Origin of the sequence: Vibrio sp. OPT24 (assembly GCF_015163545.1) — a bacterium.
GTDB lineage: Bacteria > Pseudomonadota > Gammaproteobacteria > Enterobacterales > Vibrionaceae > Vibrio > Vibrio cyclitrophicus.
In genome coordinates this window covers 1-22,552 of the sequence record NZ_JADDYI010000020.1, presented here as the reverse complement: position 1 = coordinate 22,552, position 22,552 = coordinate 1, and the positions used below count along the sequence as shown (strand labels likewise).

At 42.8% G+C, this 22,552-nt stretch carries 23 protein-coding genes and 3 pseudogenes; 11 read left to right on the top strand and 15 right to left on the bottom strand.

Features of this window, described 5'->3' with window-relative positions; translation table 11 throughout:
- Position 1: 1 nt before the first annotated feature.
- Positions 2-769, bottom strand: coding sequence for a carbohydrate deacetylase (locus IQO02_RS05805; protein ID WP_016792130.1), 768 nt, complete (start codon positions 767-769; stop codon positions 2-4).
- 179 nt (positions 770-948) lie between these two features.
- Between IQO02_RS05805 and IQO02_RS05800 the strand changes: the two genes are divergently transcribed.
- From IQO02_RS05800 to IQO02_RS05785, 4 genes are all read left to right on the top strand, one after another.
- Complete coding sequence (locus tag IQO02_RS05800) at positions 949-1,842, top strand: LysR substrate-binding domain-containing protein (protein ID WP_016792131.1); 894 nt, start codon at positions 949-951, stop codon at positions 1,840-1,842.
- Between the two features lie 488 nt (positions 1,843-2,330).
- On the top strand, positions 2,331-2,507 hold the full coding sequence (locus IQO02_RS22545; RefSeq protein ID WP_108109600.1) for an IS1 family transposase: 177 nt from the start codon (positions 2,331-2,333) through the stop codon (positions 2,505-2,507).
- Entirely contained in the window at positions 2,504-2,596 is a 93-nt protein-coding gene (locus IQO02_RS22540) for a hypothetical protein (protein ID WP_366664312.1), read from the top strand. The genes IQO02_RS22545 and IQO02_RS22540 overlap by 4 nt, the downstream gene beginning before the upstream one ends.
- 188 nt (positions 2,597-2,784) lie before the next feature.
- Positions 2,785-3,954 (top strand): MFS transporter, encoded by a 1,170-nt coding sequence (locus tag IQO02_RS05785; protein ID WP_016792133.1) that lies wholly within the window; start codon positions 2,785-2,787, stop codon positions 3,952-3,954.
- A gap of 250 nt (positions 3,955-4,204) precedes the next feature.
- Here IQO02_RS05785 and IQO02_RS22425 read toward each other — a convergent pair.
- The 8 genes and pseudogenes from IQO02_RS22425 to IQO02_RS05745 all read right to left on the bottom strand — a co-directional run bounded on the left by IQO02_RS22425 (position 4,205) and on the right by IQO02_RS05745 (position 12,970).
- Positions 4,205-4,859: pseudogene (locus tag IQO02_RS22425) on the bottom strand (recombinase family protein).
- Between the two features lie 39 nt (positions 4,860-4,898).
- On the bottom strand, positions 4,899-5,363 hold the full coding sequence (bcp, locus tag IQO02_RS05775) for a thioredoxin-dependent thiol peroxidase (RefSeq protein ID WP_016792134.1): 465 nt from the start codon (positions 5,361-5,363) through the stop codon (positions 4,899-4,901).
- A 169-nt stretch (positions 5,364-5,532) separates the two neighbouring features.
- On the bottom strand, positions 5,533-6,036 hold the full coding sequence (locus IQO02_RS05770) for a hypothetical protein (protein WP_016792135.1): 504 nt from the start codon (positions 6,034-6,036) through the stop codon (positions 5,533-5,535).
- On the bottom strand, positions 6,036-8,228 hold the full coding sequence (locus IQO02_RS05765) for a tyrosine-type recombinase/integrase (RefSeq protein WP_016792136.1): 2,193 nt from the start codon (positions 8,226-8,228) through the stop codon (positions 6,036-6,038). The genes IQO02_RS05770 and IQO02_RS05765 overlap by 1 nt, the downstream gene beginning before the upstream one ends.
- 14 nt (positions 8,229-8,242) lie before the next feature.
- Entirely contained in the window at positions 8,243-10,588 is a 2,346-nt protein-coding gene (locus IQO02_RS05760) for a hypothetical protein (protein ID WP_102385053.1), read from the bottom strand.
- Positions 10,588-11,991: a tyrosine-type recombinase/integrase gene (locus IQO02_RS05755; protein ID WP_016792138.1), complete on the bottom strand. Its 1,404-nt coding sequence runs from the start codon at positions 11,989-11,991 to the stop codon at positions 10,588-10,590. Before IQO02_RS05755 ends, IQO02_RS05760 begins: the two co-directional genes overlap by 1 nt.
- A 91-nt stretch (positions 11,992-12,082) precedes the next feature.
- Positions 12,083-12,415 (bottom strand): annotated as a pseudogene (gene bcp / locus IQO02_RS05750) (thioredoxin-dependent thiol peroxidase); the annotation flags it as partial.
- A 12-nt stretch (positions 12,416-12,427) separates the two neighbouring features.
- Positions 12,428-12,970: a glycine cleavage system protein R gene (locus tag IQO02_RS05745; protein WP_010436587.1), complete on the bottom strand. Its 543-nt coding sequence runs from the start codon at positions 12,968-12,970 to the stop codon at positions 12,428-12,430.
- Positions 12,971-13,343: 373 nt separating this feature from the next.
- Between IQO02_RS05745 and dapA the strand changes: the two genes are divergently transcribed.
- Together dapA and bamC are read left to right on the top strand one after the other, a co-directional pair.
- Positions 13,344-14,222 (top strand): 4-hydroxy-tetrahydrodipicolinate synthase, encoded by an 879-nt coding sequence (dapA, locus tag IQO02_RS05740; protein WP_010436589.1) that lies wholly within the window; start codon positions 13,344-13,346, stop codon positions 14,220-14,222.
- Positions 14,223-14,271: 49 nt separating this feature from the next.
- Positions 14,272-15,318, top strand: a complete 1,047-nt coding sequence (gene bamC, locus IQO02_RS05735) for an outer membrane protein assembly factor BamC (protein ID WP_016767915.1) — start codon at positions 14,272-14,274, stop codon at positions 15,316-15,318.
- 155 nt (positions 15,319-15,473) lie between these two features.
- Here bamC and IQO02_RS05730 read toward each other — a convergent pair whose 3' ends face one another.
- The 4 genes from IQO02_RS05730 to IQO02_RS05715 all read right to left on the bottom strand — a co-directional run bounded on the left by IQO02_RS05730 (position 15,474) and on the right by IQO02_RS05715 (position 17,995).
- Positions 15,474-15,683 (bottom strand): DUF2897 family protein, encoded by a 210-nt coding sequence (locus IQO02_RS05730; RefSeq protein ID WP_102282769.1) that lies wholly within the window; start codon positions 15,681-15,683, stop codon positions 15,474-15,476.
- An 8-nt stretch (positions 15,684-15,691) separates the two neighbouring features.
- Positions 15,692-16,366, bottom strand: coding sequence for a M15 family metallopeptidase (locus IQO02_RS05725; protein WP_010436596.1), 675 nt, complete (start codon positions 16,364-16,366; stop codon positions 15,692-15,694).
- Positions 16,367-16,411: 45 nt separating this feature from the next.
- Positions 16,412-17,548, bottom strand: a complete 1,137-nt coding sequence (gene dapE, locus IQO02_RS05720) for a succinyl-diaminopimelate desuccinylase (RefSeq protein ID WP_010436599.1) — start codon at positions 17,546-17,548, stop codon at positions 16,412-16,414.
- A 99-nt stretch (positions 17,549-17,647) separates the two neighbouring features.
- On the bottom strand, positions 17,648-17,995 hold the full coding sequence (locus IQO02_RS05715; protein WP_010436602.1) for an ArsC family reductase: 348 nt from the start codon (positions 17,993-17,995) through the stop codon (positions 17,648-17,650).
- Positions 17,996-18,200: 205 nt separating this feature from the next.
- On the opposite strand from IQO02_RS05715, the gene IQO02_RS05710 reads away from it, so the two are divergent.
- Entirely contained in the window at positions 18,201-18,488 is a 288-nt protein-coding gene (locus IQO02_RS05710) for a winged helix-turn-helix domain-containing protein (protein WP_004741665.1), read from the top strand.
- Positions 18,489-18,568: 80 nt separating this feature from the next.
- Here the strand turns inward: IQO02_RS05710 and IQO02_RS05705 are convergent, their stop codons facing one another.
- Both IQO02_RS05705 and IQO02_RS05700 read right to left on the bottom strand, forming a co-directional pair.
- Positions 18,569-18,901, bottom strand: coding sequence for a DUF4156 domain-containing protein (locus IQO02_RS05705; protein WP_010436610.1), 333 nt, complete (start codon positions 18,899-18,901; stop codon positions 18,569-18,571).
- Between the two features lie 12 nt (positions 18,902-18,913).
- A complete protein-coding gene (locus IQO02_RS05700) occupies positions 18,914-19,258 on the bottom strand; it encodes a DUF2956 domain-containing protein (RefSeq protein ID WP_010436613.1) in 345 nt (114 codons plus the stop codon).
- A 109-nt stretch (positions 19,259-19,367) separates the two neighbouring features.
- Here IQO02_RS05700 and IQO02_RS05695 point away from each other — a divergent pair, with 109 nt between their 5' ends.
- The 4 genes and pseudogenes from IQO02_RS05695 to IQO02_RS05680 form a co-directional block, all read left to right on the top strand.
- Entirely contained in the window at positions 19,368-19,829 is a 462-nt protein-coding gene (locus tag IQO02_RS05695; protein ID WP_010436616.1) for a DUF2919 domain-containing protein, read from the top strand.
- 65 nt (positions 19,830-19,894) lie between these two features.
- Positions 19,895-20,818 carry a Dyp-type peroxidase gene (locus IQO02_RS05690; RefSeq protein WP_010436619.1) on the top strand — a complete coding sequence of 308 codons (924 nt, stop codon included), beginning with the start codon at positions 19,895-19,897 and terminating at the stop codon, positions 20,816-20,818.
- A 121-nt stretch (positions 20,819-20,939) separates the two neighbouring features.
- Positions 20,940-22,073 carry a flagellin gene (locus tag IQO02_RS05685; protein ID WP_010436622.1) on the top strand — a complete coding sequence of 378 codons (1,134 nt, stop codon included), beginning with the start codon at positions 20,940-20,942 and terminating at the stop codon, positions 22,071-22,073.
- 297 nt (positions 22,074-22,370) lie between these two features.
- Positions 22,371-22,552 (top strand): annotated as a pseudogene (locus IQO02_RS05680) (flagellin B); the annotation flags it as partial.

Below are 22,552 nucleotides of genomic sequence, written 5' to 3'. Positions count from 1 at the left end.
TTTAAGCATGAAGCGCATCAAAGCCAACGCATTCAATGCCACTTTTTCTTAGCCAGAGAGAGAACTCATCGCTGGTTAAAATCTTCCACTCTTCAACACGAGCATGGGTATAACTAGAGATGTCCTCTAGCTCTTCAGTTAGCGTCCTTGCTGGGTGGCACATTAATTCAATCGTACTGTTAGGCATGCTGTATTGATAAGCCAGCAATACTGCTTTGAGGTATTCAATATTGACACCTTCTGCATGAAAGCCCATATCAAACGCATCTGGGGTAGGAACCGACAATAAGTTTTGACCCCGTATAAAGCTATCAATACGCCTGACGGGGAGGCCTATTTCATTGGCTGCTTGTGTAAAACCTATTTTAAGAGGGCGATAGGCACCAGCAAAATGGTGGCTATCGATATGATTAATATTAAATCCCGCGTCTAAAGCCGCTTGATATTGCGCCATACACTCTCTAAAGACTTCATCAGAAGACACATCAGATTTATTAAACAGGGTCTTTCTATCAAAAAAATGACCATTCTCGTCAACCAGTGTTGGAATTAATTTAGGGGACGATATTGATTTACCTGATGTCACTGTAAAATGCAGTCCAACTTCATGAATAAGACCACGTTGATAGAGTTGTGACGCGTGAGAGACACCAGGTTGGTTCATCATTATGGTGGTCGATTTTACGGTTCCGGCACGAAAACAATCCGCAATCCCCAAGTTCACCGACTCCGTCAGCCCGAAATCATCAGCATTTAAAATAAGTTTCATCGTATCTCATCCACGTTAGATCTTATCGATTCTCGTAATAGCGTTATCAGCTCCGATTCCCTTCTTGATTGAGTCACCATTAACGTCCTTGTAATGTGACATTACACAAATTAATCTATAATGACTGACAACTTCGGACAAACGAATAATTCCCCCACACGAATTAACCAGAGTAATGCATGAGCTCAATCACCAATCAACAACAGCAGCTTTCTCTGCTTCATACTTTTAGCGTTGCAGCGCGCCACTTGAGTTTTACCAAAGCAGCAGAAGAGCTCTTTCTGACCCAAGGTGGGGTTAGCCAGCGAATTAAAAAACTGGAAATGCAGCTTCAATTCAATCTATTCATTAGAAAAACCCGAAAGTTAGAGCTCACACCGGAGGGACAAAGAGTTCTGAGTGTTCTGAATTCATCATTTGAGTCCATTTTTTCCACCCTTTCTGACATTCAAACCGGAGAGCTGACTGGTAGCTTACATATAGCGACATCACCTTATTTCGCCTCTGCTTGGCTGATCCCGAAACTCCCTTCACTTCGTCAGCTATACCCCAATCTAAGCATCAAGCTGCAAACCAAACAAAATCAATCAGATTTTCAATTTGAGCCTTACGATGTGGCGATTTTTTATAGCCAAGGGCGGTATCCAAACCACTACAGTGAGCGACTGTTTTCAGGGAAAAGAACACCTGTGTGCAGTGTTGATTACGCCGCCGAGCATGGCCTTCACAATGGGTTGAGCGCTCTATCTGACGTTAATTTTATCCATAGAGGGGATACGAGTGCGTGGCAGTATTGGTTAGATGAGATGAATGTCGACATTGATTGTAAAAAACGGTGTGACTTCTATAGTGACAATCGCCTAGCGATGGAAGCAGCGGAATTATCGCTCGGTGTGTTTCTTTCTCGGTATGAATTTGCGCTGCCTTTAATCCAAGCGGGGAGGCTAGTCGCGCCATTTCCACATATTGAATCAGGAAAAGGCTACGATTTGGTTTGCCCTAAAGGAATGGAAACAAGAGTAAAATTCCAAGCGTTTTCTCGCTGGGTACATTCTGAACTAGACAATGGATAAAGAGTTCTCGTTATATTGCTACATAACCGAGTACGAATTATAAGCAGTTCAAATATAAAAATACCCTAGAGTGGCTCTAGGGTACGAATCAACAACACTCAAACTGAGTTTTATTGATTATTTTTGTTAAAAAAATCAATAACTAGATCTTCAACCTGGACTGGGCACTCCTCCATCAACCAGTGGCCACATGACTCCAACACATGACTTTGAACGTCGTTGGCATACTCTTTCATTTGATTGATTTGAGTTGTCCCTAAACTACTTTGAGCGTTACCTGATATTGCCAGGATCAGCATTTCCCACAAATTATTTCAAGTACCATTTGCACAATAAAACTTCAAAAAGACATATTAAGTCTCTGTGGGAATATGTATTGGTAATTTTAAGGACTTAATCTTGCGTGTGTTATCCCCTATTATGCAATCCAAGTTGATAATTAAATTCAAACGACTACCAATATCTTTTGGTGAAATTTACGGTTCGATGTGACAACGAATAGACCTAACTGCTGCTTCTGTCATAAGAGTGACAGTGTCATAAAGCATGGCTATGGCCCCAACGGCCATCAACGATTTCGCTGTCTTGCTTGCCGCCGTACCTTTCAAGTGAATATTGTTACGAGGCCTGTAAACCAGGAATTCGAAATAGGATTATTGAAATGACCGCACAAAATCATGGAAAGCGAGCAACCAGTCGTCATTTGCAAGTTTCGTACAACACGGTTCTAAGCGCATGTCATCGGGATAAATAGAAGCCATTCCCCCTTTGAAAATGCGAATTCTGATACGTTGCCGAATTCAATCACATTGAAAACGGCATTTTTATTGGATAAAAAACAACATTTTTGTGCCACTTTTCCGACACTTGGACTTAGGGCTCTAACAACAACCAATATCGACGGTACGTAATTACCGCATATTAATAATTTGAGTTGAAAAAATGAAAAAACAAAGCTTGTTTATCTTTGCTCTATCTTTAGCCGTTTTTGGCGTTATCACGACAGAGCTTGGTATTATTGGTCTCCTTCCTCAAGTCATGAAAGACTTTAATATTGATGTACAAGAAGCCGGTCTGTTAGTCAGTGTTTACGCTGTCGTCGTGGCGGTAAGTGGACCATTTATTACATTATTGATGTCAGGGTGGAATAGGAAATACGTCTTAATTGGTATACTTTCCTTGTTCGTTCTATCGAACCTTGTGTACGCAATAACGCAAGATTACACGACCATGATGATATTTCGCGTTTTGCCAGCCTTGATGCATGCTGTTTTCTTTTCAGTTGCATTGGTAGCAGCTACTTCTATGGTATCAGTAGAAGAGCAAAGCAACGCCGCAGCAAAAGTATTCGGTGGTGTTGCTGTTGGTTTGGTCTTCGGTATTCCGATTAGCGCTTTTCTAGCTGAACAATACTCTCTCGCTTATGCCTTTTACTTTGGCTTAACTGCTTGTGCCATTGCGTTAGTGAGTGTGATGTTCTTGATGGAAAGCGCGCCTGTAAAGGAAAAAATGTCATTCGGCTCTCAAGTAACTATTTTACGTAGCAAGTCCATGTGGCTGTCTTTATCGACCGTAATATTCGTATTTGCAGCGATGTTTTCTTCGTACAGCTTTATTACTCAGTACTTAAGTAATGTAACGAATATGAACGGCACGTGGATTAGTGCAATGCTGATGGTGTTCGGTGTGTTTGGTATCTTTGGTAACTTCATCTTTGGTAAATTACTTGGCAAAAACATGAAAAAGACCGTGATGCTTTACCCTATTACACTTGGCCTTATCTATCTTGTTGTATACTTCATGGGTTTTTCGTTCTCCTTCATGGTAGGAATGGTCGCGTTTTGGGGTGCAGTACACTCTGCTGGTTTGGTTGTGAGCCAAACATGGGTTATGGATAATGCAGGTGATGCGAAAGTATTTGCAAATAGTCTGTACATCTCTTTTTCAAATTTTGGGATCACTATTGGCTCGATAGTCGCTGGGTGGTTTATCGCTCAGTTCGGTGTAGAAAACCTATTCCTATCGAGCTTAGCATTTACGGTATTAGCGTTGATTAGTATCTTACTAAATCAGAAAAAAAGTCCCGATCTTAAACTTTCAGAAGTGAATTAATTAGCGAAAGTGCTGACTTTCATGAGAGAAGCATAATCACAAAAGTCAGCACTATTTCTATTACTTGCTCACTCCTGATTGGATTAAACATGTTAGTCCAATCTGCCATTCATTTTGCACTAGATTACTTAATTCAAACAGCATATCGCTACTTTGGACTGTCTATTAGTTCTAACAAAGTTTGGGGCAGAACCTTGTTAGAACCGCCACATCCACAAGTATGATTAAGAGAGAATCAGCACTGAGCCGGTTACTCAGTGAACATGTCTGTCTGAAACTCAGCTTTCTTGTTATGCAGCCCCTAGCTTCCAACCACGAGTAAAATCTACTTCTAGAAATCGAAACACCGCGTTCGTTTAGTTTTCTTAGGATTTCAGCTTTGGAGATCTTGGTGTAGAGGAGGTTCAATATAAACGCCGTATGTTCATCAAGCCTGGACTTAACCTTCTGTCCCTTCTGCCGGTCAGATGATAGCCCTTTGGCCTTTCGTTTAGCGTGACCTGCTTTGGCTCGTTCAGAGCGTTTTTGACCTCTACAGCGCTGGCAAAAGACTGCCCAATAACTGTAAAAATGATTTCAGCATTATCAACGTTCTCAGAGTTAATGATGGTGTCGTTGTATGCCAAGTGCAGCTCACCGTATGAGGCTATTTGGCCGATATCGCCGACCAACTCCATTACCTTGTGGCGACCCAGTCGAGTGATATCCGATACAATGATGCTTTGTTGAGAGGTAATGAGGGAAGATAACTTCCGCTCACTAAGTTTTGTCTTGGTGGCAGACACATGTTCTTCTATCCAATCCGATGTTTGTATTCCACGTTTAGCGGCGTACGCCTTGATAGCTTCTCTTTACGATTCGCCATCGGCTCTTTGTGAATCTGATACTCGAATGTAGCCAATCATGCCTGCCCCCATGTTGAAGAGTTAATTGCTCATGGACGGTTATTTGCTGTTTAGGTAGTCCAACACAACTTCATGGTGATCTTTGGTTTTAAACTTGTTAAACACATGTTCAAGGTTGCCTGACTCGTCAATCAGGAAGCTTGTTCTTACAACGCCCATGTTTTCACGGCCCATGAACTTCTTGAGTTGCCAAACACCGTACTTCTCACACACTTCGTGTTCTTCATCGGCTAGTAGAGTGAAGTTCAGCTCTTGCTTGTTGATAAAGTTGGTCAGCTTTTTTGGGGTGTCTGGGCTTAAACCAAGTACAACCACATTGTGGGCATCTAGTTCAGCTTTCGTGTCACGCAATCCTTGAGCCTGAACGGTACAGCCAGGCGTCGAAGCGCGTGGGTAGAAGTAGAGCAGCACTTTCTTTCCTTGAAGCTCAGAGAGCGTCACTGGGTTATTGTCTTGGTCATTAAGGGTAAAATCTGGTGCGGTTTGTCCGGCTTCGATTGCCATTGGTTTTGTCCTTACTTTCTCAATTAATGGTATTTGGCGTAGCGTTCTTCGCCACGTCCTTTTTAGAGCATTTTTATTACGTTAGAGTGTACATTTTTATCGATAATTCAGTGTCACTGTCTAGTGATAACACTAAACAGGACGATCTTTTTTGTTGTAGCGCTTTACGCTACTTTGGTTTTCTAAATTGGGGTGTCACAACATTGTCTGAACGAGACGATACGATTTTATCCATCGCTTTTTCTCGCTGACTTTCATGTAACATCTCCATTAGTTCTTGAACGACCTTAATATGCGTGGCTGCTTGAACGGCTAACGCCTCTTTATGGCTTTGAACCTCATCGTAATATTCTTTTTTCTTCTTATTGGCTCGCATTCGTTCACCTTTGAGCGCCTTTATTTCCTTTTGAAGCACTTCAATAGGGGAGTCTGTATTCTCATCTTGAGCAACTTGTACCTCTAATGATTTATTTTTTATCATTAAAACGACGTCGTTATGCCTTCTGAGTGCGCCAGCGGAAAGGCCCGCTTCTTTTTCAACATTGCTATTGTTGATTTTAAGTTTGCCCTTTCGTGCTTTATTACGCAGCTCTTTCGATGTTAACTTGGCTACATCACCATCCAGCAGCCTTTCCAATGCTTTGATTAGCTTATTTTTGGTTATCTGTGACATTATGAAATCGCTCCGTATGGGATGAGTAAGTTCTTAACTTCATCAGGAAAAATCACAGGCTCAAAGTCGATACCTAAATCATCCATAATGCGCTCAGCAGCTTGAACTTTTATGTAAGATTCAGAGGCGGTTTGAGGAGTGAGCTCGTTGTTTTCAATATCATAAAGCATGTGAATTTCGGCTTCTTTACGCTTTGCTTCAGCAAATACGGCATCAACGATGTAATCATTCTTGCAGTCCACACATTCCATTAGGTTAACTAGCGTTCTTAAACCACAAGTCGTCGAAGTACAGTATATCCCTGGCGCAACGGCATGAATGTGGCGACTTTGAGTTCGAATTTGCTTTTTCCAATAGTTTAGAGATAACATCTCGTTATCTACTTTATCCTTGAATAAATTTCGGTCTGTTTTCATCATGTTCTTAGCAAACTCTTTGCCTTTTCCTCCGGCAACTCGCTCTTTGTTTGCCAGTTTCTGATAGATATTCAAGTAGATGCGGGCTTTCTGGTCGATTCTTTCCTCATCAATTTCGTGTGCTAGCGTCTTTTTCTTTTGTCGGATTTTTTGGAATTTACTGGCGTTTTTAGCGTAGTGCCGCGTCATTGCCATAGAGACATGACTAAACTGCTGTTTGAGTTGCGGAAAACTGCAAAGTTCATATCCAATAAGGTAGTAAGCAAAAGAGCGGCGAAGTTGATGGCCTGTAAATTCATAATTCTTACCCACTTCAAACGATAAGTTGGGGTCCGATGTTTTTAGGTCAACAACGTCTTCATTGGTAAGCGCAAGCTCTTCACCCATCGCATTTTCAAACCAAGCTTGAGAATGTATTCCTAATTGTTTTTTTCTTATTTCTCTGAAATCCTCTTTTATTTTATGGAAAAACGATTGTGAGCTAGGGTGTCGCTTTCTGAGTGGCGTGTGCAGTGCTTGAAGCACCTCATACGCTTTCATGCCGATTTCGGTTGTGACAAACTCATCTTGTTTTGATTGAGAGCCTTTGGCAGTCTTTGATAGGTTGGCGTGGATAATGTGTATCTTCTGGCGGTCTATTGTTTCAGTTGTGCAGCCCTGAGCGGTGTTTAGATCATACATTTCATCGGTTCTCATTCCTGTTCGAGCCATTAAGCCCCATAGGCAGCCACCATTGAGCGTTTTGAAAAGCGATTGAGCCTCCATTAGTTTGGTGATTGTCCACTGTCCAATCGTTAGGTTACGTTCTGTGTGTAACTTATCAATGTAGTCGCTCCTTATTTCTGGTTTAAGAAGGCGTATGAGATCCAGAGTCTCTTCTTCACTTGGAGAATGAAGGGCTGCAAAGGTGTCTTGAAAAGCCAGGGTGCGCTTTTCACTTGATTTCTGTTTACCTAAATACCATTGAATCTTACCGTTTTTAAATCGGGCTTCATCACTGACCAGATACTTAGCATAACCTTCATATGCCTTATCAAAGTAGGTGGCGATGTATTCTGCCAGTTGCTCTAGCTCATCACGAAGGGCATAAGCTTCATTAATCAGAGTTTCTGACTGTTGAAGGCCCAGATAGTAAAGCCTCTGTGGAATAACGGCATACTGCTCAGCTTCTTTGATTGTTAAACCAAAATCAGACGCGTTGAGCTTTTTGATTAAGTTAACCTCAAACGGTAAACCTCTCGCCTCTTTGTAAAGGCGATTTAACCCGTTGTAAATTGACGCTCTTTCAAAATCAATATCGGTAAAGCCGGTTAGAGCCCAGACTTCGAGTCGGTCAAAGTCTAAAGCGGACAGCGTGTTAACCCCTTCATTTAACAGTGGGGCGATGACTTTTTTTAGGTCATTTAATGAATCCCTAAGAGTGCCAAATGAATGGTCATGAGGTGATAGCCACATCATTTTAAGCAGGAGGATTTTAAGCTGGTTCTTTAGATTGCGCTCAATGACTTTGCCATCGAGTGTAAAATCAATGGTAAGTGTTTTCTTTGCTCTTGGCTCAAAATAAGGCTGTAGTTTTCTCCAAGTGTCATCGTCGCCAATTTTGCCTAATGATTCACCCGTAACAGTAAAGCCAATGTCAAGGCTTTCGAGTTCATTCCAATCGCCACGCTCAATAGCAGGCTTTAATACATCCATTAAGTAATTTGCATGAGCGCCGACATTTTCTTGTGCTTTAAGAAGCTTGTTTTGATGTTCTAGGTCAGTGAGCTTTATCATGTGAGCCTCCGTAACTATAGGGATAAAAGCGCGTGGTCGATGGAAATTCTTGGGTGACGACCTTGGGTATTAAATCGCGTCATAGCCTCATCGAATACACCATCACTCGCCCCATCTAGCGTATACTCATACTGTTCAATTTTTTCATGAATATCCCCTTTCGAATCAGGGTACATATCAAGGGCCTCTTTAAGAACATCGATGTATGACACGAGTTTATAAATTGCCTCAACGTCATCTACCGCTTTGGCCGATTGACACTTATGACACATATCAAATTCGGCACAAGGTAAGTTTATGCCTATCGCATAGTTCGTTTCACGTTGCGTATTCTTACCATCATTAATGACTTGCTGCCCATTACAAGTCAGCCCGTTGGGATTAGTTTTAATATTGCCTTCTTCACGCTTTTTCTTCGCTTCATCGTGTGACAACATCGGAATCCCACGCCTTTTAGCTACTATGTCTTTTGCTTGCTCTAGGCTTGTATCATCATCGAGGTTTTCTATGACCTCCACACCCTGAGATATGATGGCCTTATTCAGTGATGAAAGCCCGTTCAGATAACTTCTGTCTAACGTTTCCTTTGCGTTTTGGAGTAAGCTTTGAGCCGCTTGAATCCCCCCTTCGGCGTAGGCTTGGTTACTGGTCATTTCTCGCCAGCGACTCGATTGAAGAGAGAGGTAGTAATGGTTTGTTTCAACAGACCAAGTTTTCATTAGCTCTCCTGAAAGAGGGCTGAAGCCCTCCCAATCTCTAGGGACGTACCTGCTACTTCTCGTCAACAGTAGCCGCTCATGTTTCTTGGGCTGCTTGTCTGCCTTCTCATTAGCGTATTGCTCAATATCTCTGATTACAGCCAAATCAGAAGCGGGGACTTTAAAGAAGCCACCGATGCCATTTCTATAGTTAAAAGAAACGGTAATATTGCCATTGCTGTCTTTGTCGGAGTATGTGAGCGGAAGCAAAATCCCTTTTAGCGGTAAGTCGGTGTAGCAAGATAAAATACAGTAGGCGCTATTGGTCGCCCCTTCTCCTGCTCTGCATTTGGACGTTGCCTTGACTTCTTTATGAACAACAGAGCGACCCAGATGACTAATGGCTTTCTTTAACGTGATGGTTTGTTGGTTTCTGTAGGTGTAAAACAGCTCTTTGAACCAAGGTAGGCTGCCAGTCCGATACGGAGATAACAGGTGTAGTTGGTTAACGAGCTTCTTATTAATTTCATTCAAATTAAAGGTATCACTCACCTCAGCGTGGCTATTGAGGGTGAAAGTTAACACAGAGCCATCTTCATCATTGCCGTACAATTTGGATAGTCGCTCTAGTAACTTGATAAACTTCACCCCACCACGCTTATCAACGTCAAATTGCTCACCCACCAATAGGGCATCGACCTCTTTGTTTGCGCGAGGCTTATGGCTTGAGACTTTTACCACTTGTAGGCTCTTATCTCTTTCTTCTGTATGAACCTTAATTGGGTGAGCAATATCTCGAATGTTGCTGTCATTGAGTGAAGTGAAAAAGCACATCAAATGATAGGCAGCGCCCATTGTAAGGTTAAAGGCTGCGCCAGCATTAACAGCGGTGCCAGTTTTACTTAGCTGTGTAAATTGCGTTTCCAATGATGTCGGGATTTGAATTATTTCCTCATGTGAACCAAGACCAATGATAATCGGAAGCGTTTCTGGTAAGGGGGTGTTGTTTTCTTTTGCAGCAATAAGCTGTGGTGCAAGAGTGAAGAATAACGCCTCTAACCGTGTCACAAGGAGCTTTTCTTCCTGATCGGAGTACCCCTTATATGGCGTATTTTCTCTTGCAAACACTCGGTGAAGCAATACCCAACTGGAAACAGGCAAACCACACCAATCGAGCGCATTACGAAGAAGTGACAGCGTAGATGTAGCCGTCGATTCTTTAACGCCTAACTCCTCACCATGAGTGTACTCCCAAAGGCGTTTTGAAGGTCTAAACATCTTGATACGATGTCTTAATTCGCCATCGTTGCCTGCATACTTTAAGTACCCACTTTCCGTAAATGGGTTAACATTTACCGCATCACAAAAAGTAAGATAGGCGCGTAACTTTTCGTAGAGTCCTTTAATGGTTCTTGCTGAGTTACCATTACTGACATATTGGTTAGCTTTCTCGCAAAAGTACCTGATAAATACGGTTCGGCTGTCTACTTTTTCGCTTTCTTTGTTGCACCCTAAGTGCAATAAATGAGAAACATCGAACTGCTTTGGTTTGCTTGATTGCGCATCTTTATAAGGGATCGTCAGGTTCAAAGGAATGACATTTTGATTGTTGCGCACATGCTTAATAGCTTCGGACTGTCTTGCGATTTTACTTTTCGCCATTACGACCAACCTCCGTTTATTTTGCGGTTTTTGGACTTAGCCATGCTGATCTGGTCGTCCAGCTTATTCATGTACTTAATGTACTTTTCAGTGGTTGACGTGCTGGCGTGTCCCATTAATTGAGCCAATTCACCCATAAGGTAGTCATAGCCAACATCACGCTCTTTTGACTCCTTCCAAAGCCAATGAGTGGCAAAGGTAGAACGAAAATCATGAATACGGTAATACCAAGAAGAGTTCACTTCGCGTATCTGTTTTCGAAGGTTGGAAAAGTGCGTTTCTAAAGTATTGACCGAGTAAGGCGTCCCTTTATTTGAAAGAAATAGGTAATCTACGGTATCTAACTTCTCTCCTGACGGAACAAGCTCATTGCGTTTGTTTAGGTTTTTAAGTCGTGCGTAACTTTCTTTGTATATCTCTAGCTCTTCGTACAGCGTAATGGGAATGTCGACGGTGCGTTCCTTACTGCCTTTTGTGCGAGTGATTTTGATTGGAACTGTGTCCAAATCACTGTAGTCAGCCTTTCCTATGTCGTGAGCAGGGAAGTGGATGGCTTCATCAATTCTAAGCCCCGCGTCGGTGCATAGCCGATAGATTAATTCTGTCGACTTTGGGAGTGACGTTGCATGTTCATTAAATAAAGCCTTGTGCTCAGGGGGCATGGGCTTGAGCTTTTTATGGGCGGGTGTGTTCTCTTTTTTAGGAAACATCCTCATGATATTGGAGGTTTCATAAGTACGTTTAGAGCCTGATTTTGTGTGAGCCAACATATCGTGTTGGTTTAACTCCTGATGCACAGTTCCAGTTGTGTAGTGGGTAACAACATTCTGATCGTTATTTTTGATGTAGCCGTATTTTTGCATCCACTTATAGAATCCAATCACGGCACTCATATAACTTCTAGCGGTAGATAAACTAAAAGCTTCATTGCCATTAGCTCCTTCAATATTATTGCAGTTCGCAAGCAGAAACTCAGCAAACCGCCAAGGTGCCCCTTCTTCTTCATACTTGGACAACGTTTTATAGGTTAGGTATTCAGGTGGTATTTCCACACCATTTTCATCAACTTGGTAATGGTGAGTGGAATCCAAGTAACGAGTAAAAGCCAATAAGCCTTTTGCTATAGGCCCGGTGTCTTTGACTTTCTCTTCACCACGTAATTTAGATACGAGGTATAGGGATTGTGGGTAAACAACCGTCCCATCAGGCGCAATAATGATATCGGTTTTCTTTAGGCGGGATTCCAGATAGGAAGGGGAAAGGTAGGGAGAGTATGTCACCTCTCCAGATTCAGTATTTATATTCGTAGAAATTCGTAGCTTTGCTAATGTATCGACCTCTATGGACAGCAGTCGGTAGTCATCATAAACATCGGAACATTTTTCTTCATGCGTTTCTATCACAAAACAATCCTCGATATGTTACCCACATATCAAAGATAGATTTGTCATAAAAAAACATCAAGATTTTCTGTCATAAAAAATTTGTAAGGGTAAATTTCTTCTCGCCCCAAACCCCGAACTGCTCAGCAACGCTGTGATCTTCATCTGATAACAGAGTGAAGTTCAGAGATTTCTTCTCAACGAAGTTTGGTAGGCGTTTGACTGGATCAACACTCACACCTAAAACAACCACATTTAGGTCATCAAGCTGTGCTTTGATATCACGCAGGCCTTCAGCTTGCACAATACAACCAGGGGTCATTGCTTTTGGGTAAAAGTAGAAAAGGACTTTTTTACCTTTGAAGTCACCAAGAGATACGATATTGCCATCTTGATCTGGAAGAGAAAAAGCAGGTGCTGGAACACCAGCCGTTAGCGTATTCATGATATTTCCTTTTTAAAAACTGTTTTTGATAAAGTTGAGCGAGCCTTGAACTGATAGGCTCTGACACAGCGAATTGAATTCTTCTTGTAGCTGCATCAAATTACATTCTGATTGCACAGAAGCGGTAATAGAGATATGGAATTGGTCGTTATCGAGCTGAATCTTGGATTTGTTGATGGTTTGTGCGCTAAGCGAGTCGAGGCCGATATCACGGTCTGCGAAGAACTGAGTGAACTGCTCGGTCAGTCCGAGTTTGTCATCTGACTCAACGAAAACTTCTAACGTGTAGGAGTTCTCAATCACATCATGAGGCGAGGTTCGCTTCATAATCGTAATCAAGTCGTGCTCTTGGCCAAGCAAAGGCAGGGTGGTTTCAACCCGGGTAATATTGTTTGCCTTTCCAGACAGTAGCATGATAAGCGTAAACTCTTCGCCAAATAGGGCGATACGGCTATCAATAATGTTACAGCCTGATTGGGTGACCAAATGAACCACTTGGTTGCATACACCTGGGCGATCAGTGCCCACAGCTGTGATTACTAGATGTTGAGTCATAAAATCACGTCTCTATATATTCCATTGATGCTGCATGTTAGCACAGTTAACACGAGGAATAAGCGTGCGAGCGGGGCTTTTTATGAGGCATTTTGCTTCTCGCGTGCTGTATAGGATAGGAATATCTAGTGTGTGAAAAACAAGAAACGAACAAGAAGAAACAGCTTACCTGTTACTGACATCCAGCGATGCGGCATCCGCTAGATTGAATAAAGGTTAGCCAAATTTATAGGTAGAACGCCGTTAGAAGTCGTCTTACCTCAAACATACAACAATATTTAATGCAGATGTTGCCAGTAAGCCACTTTAATGTCTTGTGTTTATTGATTGGCTTACAGTAACATGCAAAAAGAATAAATTAAGGGAGATAGACATGTTTTCAGGAAGTATAGTTGCGCTAGTTACGCCATTTAACACAGATGGTGAAGTGGATTTCGACAGCCTTAAAAAGCTAGTTGAGCACCATATTGCTGCAGGTAGTGATGGTCTGGTTGCGGTTGGCACAACTGGTGAGTCTTCAACACTCACTATTGAAGAGCATGTCAAAGTTGTCAATAAGATCGTTGAATTTGCAGATGGTCGTATTCCTGTTATTGCAGGAACAGGCGCAAACGCAACTCACGAGTCAGTGTTATTCAGCCGTTTATTAAATGGTTCTGGTATTGCTGGTTGCCTGAGCGTAACGCCTTACTACAACAAGCCGACTCAAGAAGGTTTGTATCAACACTACAAAGCGATTGCTGAAGTAAGCGACGTTCCACAGATTCTATATAATGTACCGGGTCGTACTGCTGTAGACTTGTTACCAGAAACCGTTGCTCGTCTTTCTGAGATTGAAAATATCGTTGCACTGAAAGATGCGACGGGTGATCTCGACAGAATTGCAATTCACCGTGAACTTTGTGGCGAAGATTTTATCTTACTAAGTGGTGATGACTTAACTGGCTTAGAATTTGTTAAGCGTGGCGGCGATGGCGTGATCTCTGTAACCAATAATGTTGCAGCCGCTGATATGGCAACCATGTTCAAGCTAGCGAAAGAAGGTAAGTTTGAAGAAGCAGAAGCGATCAATGAGCGTTTGATGCCTCTACATAAGAACCTGTTCGTTGAGTCTAACCCTATTCCCGTAAAATGGGCGGTTCACAAAATGGGTCTGATTGCTGAAGGTGGCTTACGTCTACCGCTGACTGAACTGTCAGAGCCAGCTCAGCCTGTTGTTGCTCAAGCAATGACTGAAGCGTGCATTTACTAAAAACGTATGAAGTGATGCCGAAGCGAACCTTCGGCATTTAGGAGTATAAATGAAGTATTCTCACCAGCTAGTGATTGGGTCACTGGCTGTTTTCGTTCTTACAGCATGTTCTGGCAGCCCGACTCAACGTCGCCAAGCCAAAGATGATTTCGAATACTTAGAAACACCTGAGTTTTCACAGTGGCAATTGCCTGAAGATGCTCAACCTCAATTTTACCCAAACTTTGACATCCCAAGCGGTGAGTTTAGTGGTGGTACCGGTCGTAAAGTGGATATTCGTCCACCACAGCAGGTTCTTGAGCTGATCCCGGGCGCTCGTGCCGAGCGTCAAAACGGTGAAGTGACGCTATGGCTTCTTCGTGCTGAAGAAGCAGACCGAGTGTGGCAAACAGCAGTAGATATGCTGGCTCAACGTGGTATTGGTATTCGTGAACAATCAGAGAATGAGATTGAGACCGATTGGGTAACTTGGGTTTCTGAAGATGAAGATGTAGAGATTGGCAGTCGCTACTCTATCGCTCGTTTCCAAACAAATAACCGCCATGGCTTCAAGATCAACCTAATTGATTGGCGTGAAGGTATTGAAGAGAAACCAGTAACCGCAACCAATAAAGAGCGTTATAACGCGTTTTTAACCAACTTAGTCATGGCTAAGTACGATGAAAACCTTCGTGCTGAAGCTGCGCTGAAAGCGCAAGAGTTGGTGAAGCGTATTCCAATTTCAATGGGTGCTGACCGCAGCGGTTTCCCTGTGATCATTGCTCGTACACCATACAACGTATTCTGGCAGCGTCTGCCTACCTTGTTACCGACGATGGGCTTTGAGCTTGAAGAACGTAATCAATCTCAGGGTACGGTAAAGGCGAAGTACGCTGCACCAGATGATGAATTCTGGGAAGAAATTGGCCTACAGCCTATCGATTTGGCGCCAGGTACATACAACTTCCTATTTGGTGACCTTGGCAACCGTACGTCGATCAACGTGACGGATGCGTCAGGTAAACCAGTAGAAGAAGAGCTGCTTAAGTCAATGGTTCCGGTACTCGCGCATATTGCTGACCAAACCAAAGATGACAAAGAAGCGAAAGCTGAGTAAGCACGACAAAATAAATCATAGAGCTGAGTCATATCAGCTCTATGATTAGCTAAAACCAATAAAAAAGAGGACACAATGTGTCCTCTTTTTTATATTCGTTGAGCAATCAGCAGCGATTTTTCCGCTAATTAGGTTGGCCCATCAGAGTAACAACATTAAGCGTTTTTGTTGTCGGTTGACTCATCTTTTTGAGTTTTCTCTTGGTTAAGCTTATCTAATTGATTGAGCTTATCTAAGTCTTTCTCTGTTTTGTTACGACCTGTCAGATCCATATTGGCGGTCTGTTTGAGCGCAACAATATTACCTACCACAACGCTAACCACGATGATGATGATAACCCAAGGGTTTGTAAGCCACTCCAACATAAGCGCTCCTAATGATTGATATTTGCTACGAAGCGTGCATAAATTGCGTCTAGCTGCTCCATAATAATCTCATACCCTAATATTGGCTTAGATTGGAGTTGCTTGCCAAGTAAAGTAGGTGATAACTGTGATAAGCACGAGTCTGATACCTTACGGTGGCTAATATGCCACGGTTCAATCGCCACACCGCCAAGGTCTTGGTTGTACGGAAAGAAGAATCCAAACTGAGATGCATGAACAGATAACCATTGATAAAACACTTGCTGGTGGCCAGTAAGGTATTCCCATGGCTCTAATTGCAGCTGTATATCTTCAGGTAAGTGATTACGAGCAAAGACATCGAAATCACAACCCCAATGGTGACGACTCGCTCCGGGAAGCGCAGACCATCTTAGGATCGCCGACAACTTTTGTTGTTCACTGAGTGTTGAAGCATCAAGTGGTTGGCTTTCTGAGTCTAATATCGGCGCTTGACCAGAAAACTTACGATTCCAAATCAGAGATTGCCTTTCATAGTCGCGAAAGCCACTGGCAATCTCCATTTTAAAACCAGCAAGTTGAGCAGCTTCAATCAAATTGTTCAGATCATCTTTGACATCACTGTGAACCAAGAATGTCTTGGCGCCAATCAGGTTAGGTTCCAGATGAGAATCTGATTGTCCGGTAAGCTGCTCTGGTGTCATAACGCGTCTCTCAATAATGGGATGCTATGAATCTCTGGTGAAACACTATTTGGCGAAAAGATTCACTAATGTTCTTTCGTACATATCAGTGAGCTTCTCTAAATCAGCCACTTTCACGCATTCGTTAACCTTGTGAATGGTTGCATTAACCGGACCTAGTTCTACCACTTGCCCTTTCATGCGCGCAATAAAGCGTCCGTCAGATGTACCACCGGTAGTCAATAGCGCGGGTTTCACGTCGTTCACGTAACCAACTGCATCCACGATAGCATCAAGCAACGAGCCAGCGTCTGTTAAGAACGGGTCGCCATTGAATGTCCACTTTAGGTCGTATTCGAAATCGTATTTATCGAGTATTGATGTGATGCGTTCAACGATGATGTCGTTGTTTAATTCTGTACTAAAACGCAGGTTAAATTGAACGTTAAACTCGCCAGGAATGACGTTTGATGCGCCCGTACCTGCGCTTACGTTCGGAATTTGGAAGCTAGTTGGTGGGAAGTAATCATTACCTTTGTCCCACTCAGTCGTTGCCAACTCATTGATTGCAAGCAGAGAACTGTGTACGGGGTTGTTCGCTAGGTGAGGATAGGCAACATGGCCTTGTGTACCTTTAATCGTTAGATCGCCAGTGATAGAACCGCGACGGCCGTTCTTTACGACATCACCCACGTATTCGGTGCTCGATGGTTCACCCACAATACACATGTCGATGTTCTCACCACGCGCCATCAGCGCTTCAACAACTCGTACCGTACCGTTGATGAAAGGGCCTTCTTCATCTGATGTGATAAGGAAGCCGATTGAGCCTGTGTGATCAGGGTGCTTAGCTATGAATTGCTCTACGGCAACGATCATTGAAGCCAGGGAACCTTTCATGTCTGCTGCGCCACGGCCGTGAAGGAAACCGTCGACTATAGTCGGCTCAAATGGCTTGGTGTTCCATTGTTCAATTGGACCTGCTGGCACAACGTCTGTGTGACCAGCAAAAGCAAACAGAGGTGCTTCTGTGCCACGGCGAGCCCAAAAGTTAGTGGTATCTTCAAATACCATCACTTCGATTTCAAAGCCGAGCGCTTTTAAGCGTTCAATCATTAAGTCTTGGCAACCTGCGTCTTCAGGCGTTACTGATTGGCGGCTAATGAGATCTTTTGCCAGAGCCAAAGTTGGGCTATCTGTCATCCTTGAATTCCTTGTTTAAATAAAACGTATAGTCATTAATTTTTAGGGCGTTGCATCAGTGATCAACGTCCGGTTGTCTTTCGATATAAATGCGGTGCTCTAAGCAAAAATAGCGGCGTATTGGTCAGCTTTAAATCCGATGTGAAGCTTACCGTCCACTTTTAGGATTGGGCGCTTAATCATTGCCGGTTGCTCAACAAGTAGAGACACGGCTTTGTCTTCCGTTAACGTCTCTTTCTGTTCTTGTGAAAGTTGGCGATAAGTCGTACCACGTTTGTTCAGCACAAGTTCCCAACCAAGCTCTGAGCAGAAGCTTGTTACTAGCTCTTCTGTGATGCCTTGCTTGCGATAATCGTGAAATTCGAACTCGATACCTTCAGCTTCGAGCCATTTCTTTGCTTTTTTAATGGTGTCGCAATTTGGGATACCAAACATAGTGATAGTCATTATTCTTCCTTTGGGTGATTTTATTTCATTGTTATGAGTTGAATCCTATCAGGAAGCGGCAATTCAGACAAAATAGAGTGAGGAATATTTCATAGAGTGAAAAAAAACAGTAAGAAAATGTCACTATTGGAGACTTATTGATCAGCCTCAACATGTTGTCAGCGAAAAAAGAAATAATTGAGCTGCACATATATAGGAGGTGTCAATGGAGTTGAGTCCTGTTTTTGCAAGGCGGCTATATTTAGCATTGTTAGTGGAAAGCCTTGATAGGCCAAATGTGCCTAAACTCATCGAAAAAACGGGTTGGCCTCGTCGTACGATTCAAGATGTACTCAAGGCGCTACCGGGGATCGGTATCGAACTTATGTTTGTTCAAGATGGGCGACGTCATAATGATGGTTATTACCAGTTATCCGACTGGGGGCCGTTTGATAGTCAGTGGGTTCTAGAACGTAAAGGCGATATAGCGACAAGCCTTGGATTTAGTGCATAAGCCAGCGAAAGCTGGCTTTCTTTTGGGCGTCGCAAAATCAGAGCATACAGATATGCTGGTTTACTTATCTGTCTATTTTCTTACTCACACAGATAGGCTGTGCCAAGCATCGTGACAGAAGTGCTAAAGTCTTGGGGAAGTGTAAATATCACCGTATCTGCGCCTAGCTCAATCGTATTCGATTTGAGTTCATTCATGGCGCCCTGAATCAAGGTGTCGTTCGGGAAAAAGAGGTAACTATACCAGTGGCCTTCGCTACCCGTGACCTCCCCTTTATACTCGCACTGCTCAATATTGATAAGACCGTGGAAATCCATTTGTACTTTGTCCGCTTCATTGTGAGGAGATGAAGTCGGTGTCGTGCATCCCAAAAGGGTTCCACTCATAGCCAAAGCAACCCATTCCTTTTTCATACGTTTATCCTGTTATTTCATCAAATAAATCGCGAAGCCTATCCAGCTTATGATTAATAGTAGCCACGGCAATTTACTGGCGTGGTTTGATGTTGTTTCAACACTGGTATCTACACTGTTCTCTTCATCTAGATTAGCTTGTTGAGTCTGCTTTTCTTTCTGTATGCGTTTCTTGGCTTTATCTGCTTGGCGACTGCGCTCTTTTTGTTGTTTTTTATAGAGTGCGATGCCTTTTTCGATACCTTGAGCGATCAGTTTGGTTTGTTCTTTGGTTTGAGCTGGCTTTTGAGTTGCTTTGGCTATCTTCATAGCTTCTTGTTGAGATTCAACAGACGGCGTATTAGTTTTCTTTTTCATACTGAGTTCGATAATTAAAGCGGATTAGCTAATAAGATAACGCAAACCTAGTTAAGTATGAATGATTTGCGTTAAAGTGTTGGTTTGAAACTAAGTGAAAGTGAGATTTGTGCGGTACTCCATAGAACAATACGATAAGAACGGTTTTTTGAAAGCCCCAATCTTATTATGGTTGGGTTGGTTATTTCTGGCGAAAGCTTTGGTTGTTTTCATCGTTGCTGGCGCTAGCAGAGAGTCGGGAACTGATATCCTCGAAATTATTTATCCAGATCACCACATGTTCTACATTGGGATCGCATTGAGCATTCCTAGTTTACTTATTATGTGGTTGTTTGGGTTGAGATCACCAGATAGAAAACGCTTGAACAAAGTGGTGTCATGGGGGCGTTGGGTTACCATGATCGCTATTTTGGCACAGGGAGCACATACCCTTTATTTAATCTATTTGGACAACGGATGGTTTCGTTGGTCGAATGGGGTAACTTTATTGTTACTCCTGTGGTTAGCACTTTATCTAACCAATAGTCATACCGCTAAAGATTGCTTTAAAGCGGTCGAGCACGAAGACTGATTCTCATCAAAACATTTGTCCCGTTCACAATTATACTTAGAAGCTAAAAATGAAAGGATTAATCTATGCTTAACATCTCAAATGAGCAGTCTCAAATTCAAAGTGCTATCTTGCCAGAAGCTGGGCCTTTCGCTCTTTACGTTCAATTAAAAGTGAATGCTAACGCTGCTAATGTATTAGCGGAACTTCAAAAGCTTCCGAATCTAATCGCCGAGCTTAATCAAACTCAACCAGATGCGTACTTAACTGCATCGGTTGCGTTCTCAAAGGCTTTTTGGGATAAGTTCGAGCAAGCTGCGCCTTCTGACTTAATTGATTTTCCTGCGCTTGGTGAGGGTGATATCACTGCACCGAGCACATTGTCTGATGTTCTGATTCACTGTCATTCAAATCGACATGATCTGCACTTCTTTATCCTACGCAAATTACTATCTGAAGTCGCTGCGGACGTTGAAGTCGTTGATGAAACCTACGGTTACCGCTTCCTCGATTCTCGTGATATGACTGATTTTGTTGATGGTACTGAAAACCCGAAAGACGCACAGCGCGCTGAAGTAGCGATTGTTCCTGAAGGTGAATTTGCTGGTGGTAGTTATGTGATGGTGCAGCGTTTTGTACACAACCTGCCAGCTTGGAATAGATTGAATGTGTCGGCACAAGAGAAAGTGATTGGTCGAACTAAGCCTGATTCAATTGAACTTGATGATGTTCCTGCTGCGTCTCACGTAGGCCGTGTTGATATCAAAGAAGAAGGTAAAGGCCTTAAGATTGTTCGCCATAGCCTACCTTACGGAACCGCTACGGGCGATCATGGTTTACTGTTCATTGCTTACTGTAATGTTCGTCATAACTTTGATGCGATGTTAGAGAGTATGTACGGCGCGACAGATGGTAAAACAGACCAACTGCTTCGTTTCACTAAAGCAGTGACAGGCGCTTACTACTTTGCGCCTTCGACTGATATGTTGAGTGCATTAACGATTAAGTAAATAACCTCGTATGCAGTAAAGAAAAGGAGCCTCAGGGCTCCTTTTTTATTAAAGCTTTATATGAACTGGTCGATATAAGAGCAATCGTGATTTTTATTCATCTTTTTGTAAGTGAAGGTCTATGGCTATAACTGTTAATACGAATGTCTCAGCGCTGGTGGCCCAGAGAAACCTCTCTAATGCCAACAACATGCTGAACCAATCTTTGGAGCGCTTGGCTTCAGGGAGCCGTATTAATAGTGCAAAAGACGATGCGGCGGGCTTGCAAATTTCGAATCGATTAGAAACACAGATGAGTGGCATTGATGTTGCTGTTCGAAATGCTAACGACGGTATTTCCATTATGCAGACCGCAGAAGGGGCGATGAATGAAACCACCAATATCATGCAGCGCATGCGGGATTTGTCACTACAAGCGAGTAACGGCTCGAATAGCCAATCGGAACGAACCGCGATCCAAGAGGAAGTGACCGCCTTAAATGATGAGTTAAATCGAATTGCAGAAACCACCTCATTTGGTGGTAAAAAACTTCTTAACGGTAGCTTTGGTAGCTCTTCATTTCAAATCGGTGGCAGTTCAGGTGAGGCTGTGCAGATCGGTTTAAAAAGCATGCGTACTGACGACATCAACATGGGTGGTTTTAGCTATGTTGCCAACGGCATGGCAAGTGACTTATGGGAAGTGAAGCCCGATCAGAATGATATGACAATGTCATTTACTGACCGTTTTGGTCAGCCACAAGAGATCACCATCAACGCGAAAGAAGGCGACGATATCGAAGAGTTGGCGACTTATATTAATGGTCAAACGGATCTCGTCTCTGCTTCCGTCAATGATGAAGGGCAGCTTCAGATCTATATGTCTGGCGAAGACACGGCAGGCACGATCTCTTTCTCAGGTTCGTTAGCCAGTGAGCTTTCGATGTCGGCGGGTTATTACGAGTCAGTCGATGACATCAATGTGACTGATGTAGGTGGTGCTCAGCGTGCAGTCTCTATTTTAGATACAGCGATGAAGTATGTAGATAGCCATCGTTCCGAACTCGGCGCAATGCAAAATCGCTTTGATCATGCTATCAATAACCTTGAAAATGTTCATGAGAACTTGGCGACATCAAATAGTCGTATTAAAGATACCGACTACGCCAAAGAAAGCACTCAGATGCTTAAGCAACAAATACTACAACAAGTCAGCACCACTATTTTGGCTCAAGCTAAGCAAGCTCCCAATCTAGCTTTAACGCTGCTAGGCTAATAAATTAAGTTTAATTTTATAACGGTGTTCTAGCTTAACCAAAGCCCTTTGGTTAATAAAAACACAACTTTTGTCCCGACTGACTCCTCGACAACTTTAGCGTTTTTTTGATCTTTTTTTGATAATTTCACGACTAGTCACGCTTTCTTCTCCTTTATCGCTATTTCTTTAATTTTGTTGTTTTTTTTCTAAAGGTTTCAGCACTCACGCCGTTATTAATAGTAACTTAGAGATAACTACTTGGTTTTCCGAGACGTCGGAAACCGCTATACCGGAAAATCAATTGGAGAAATCACCATGGCAGTGAATGTAAATACAAACGTTTCAGCGATGACAGCGCAACGTTACCTAAACAATGCTAATAGCGCACAACAAACATCGATGGAGCGCCTAGCTTCAGGCTCTAAAATCAACAGCGCAAAAGATGACGCTGCGGGCCTACAAATCTCTAACCGTTTGAACGTTCAGAGCCGCGGCCT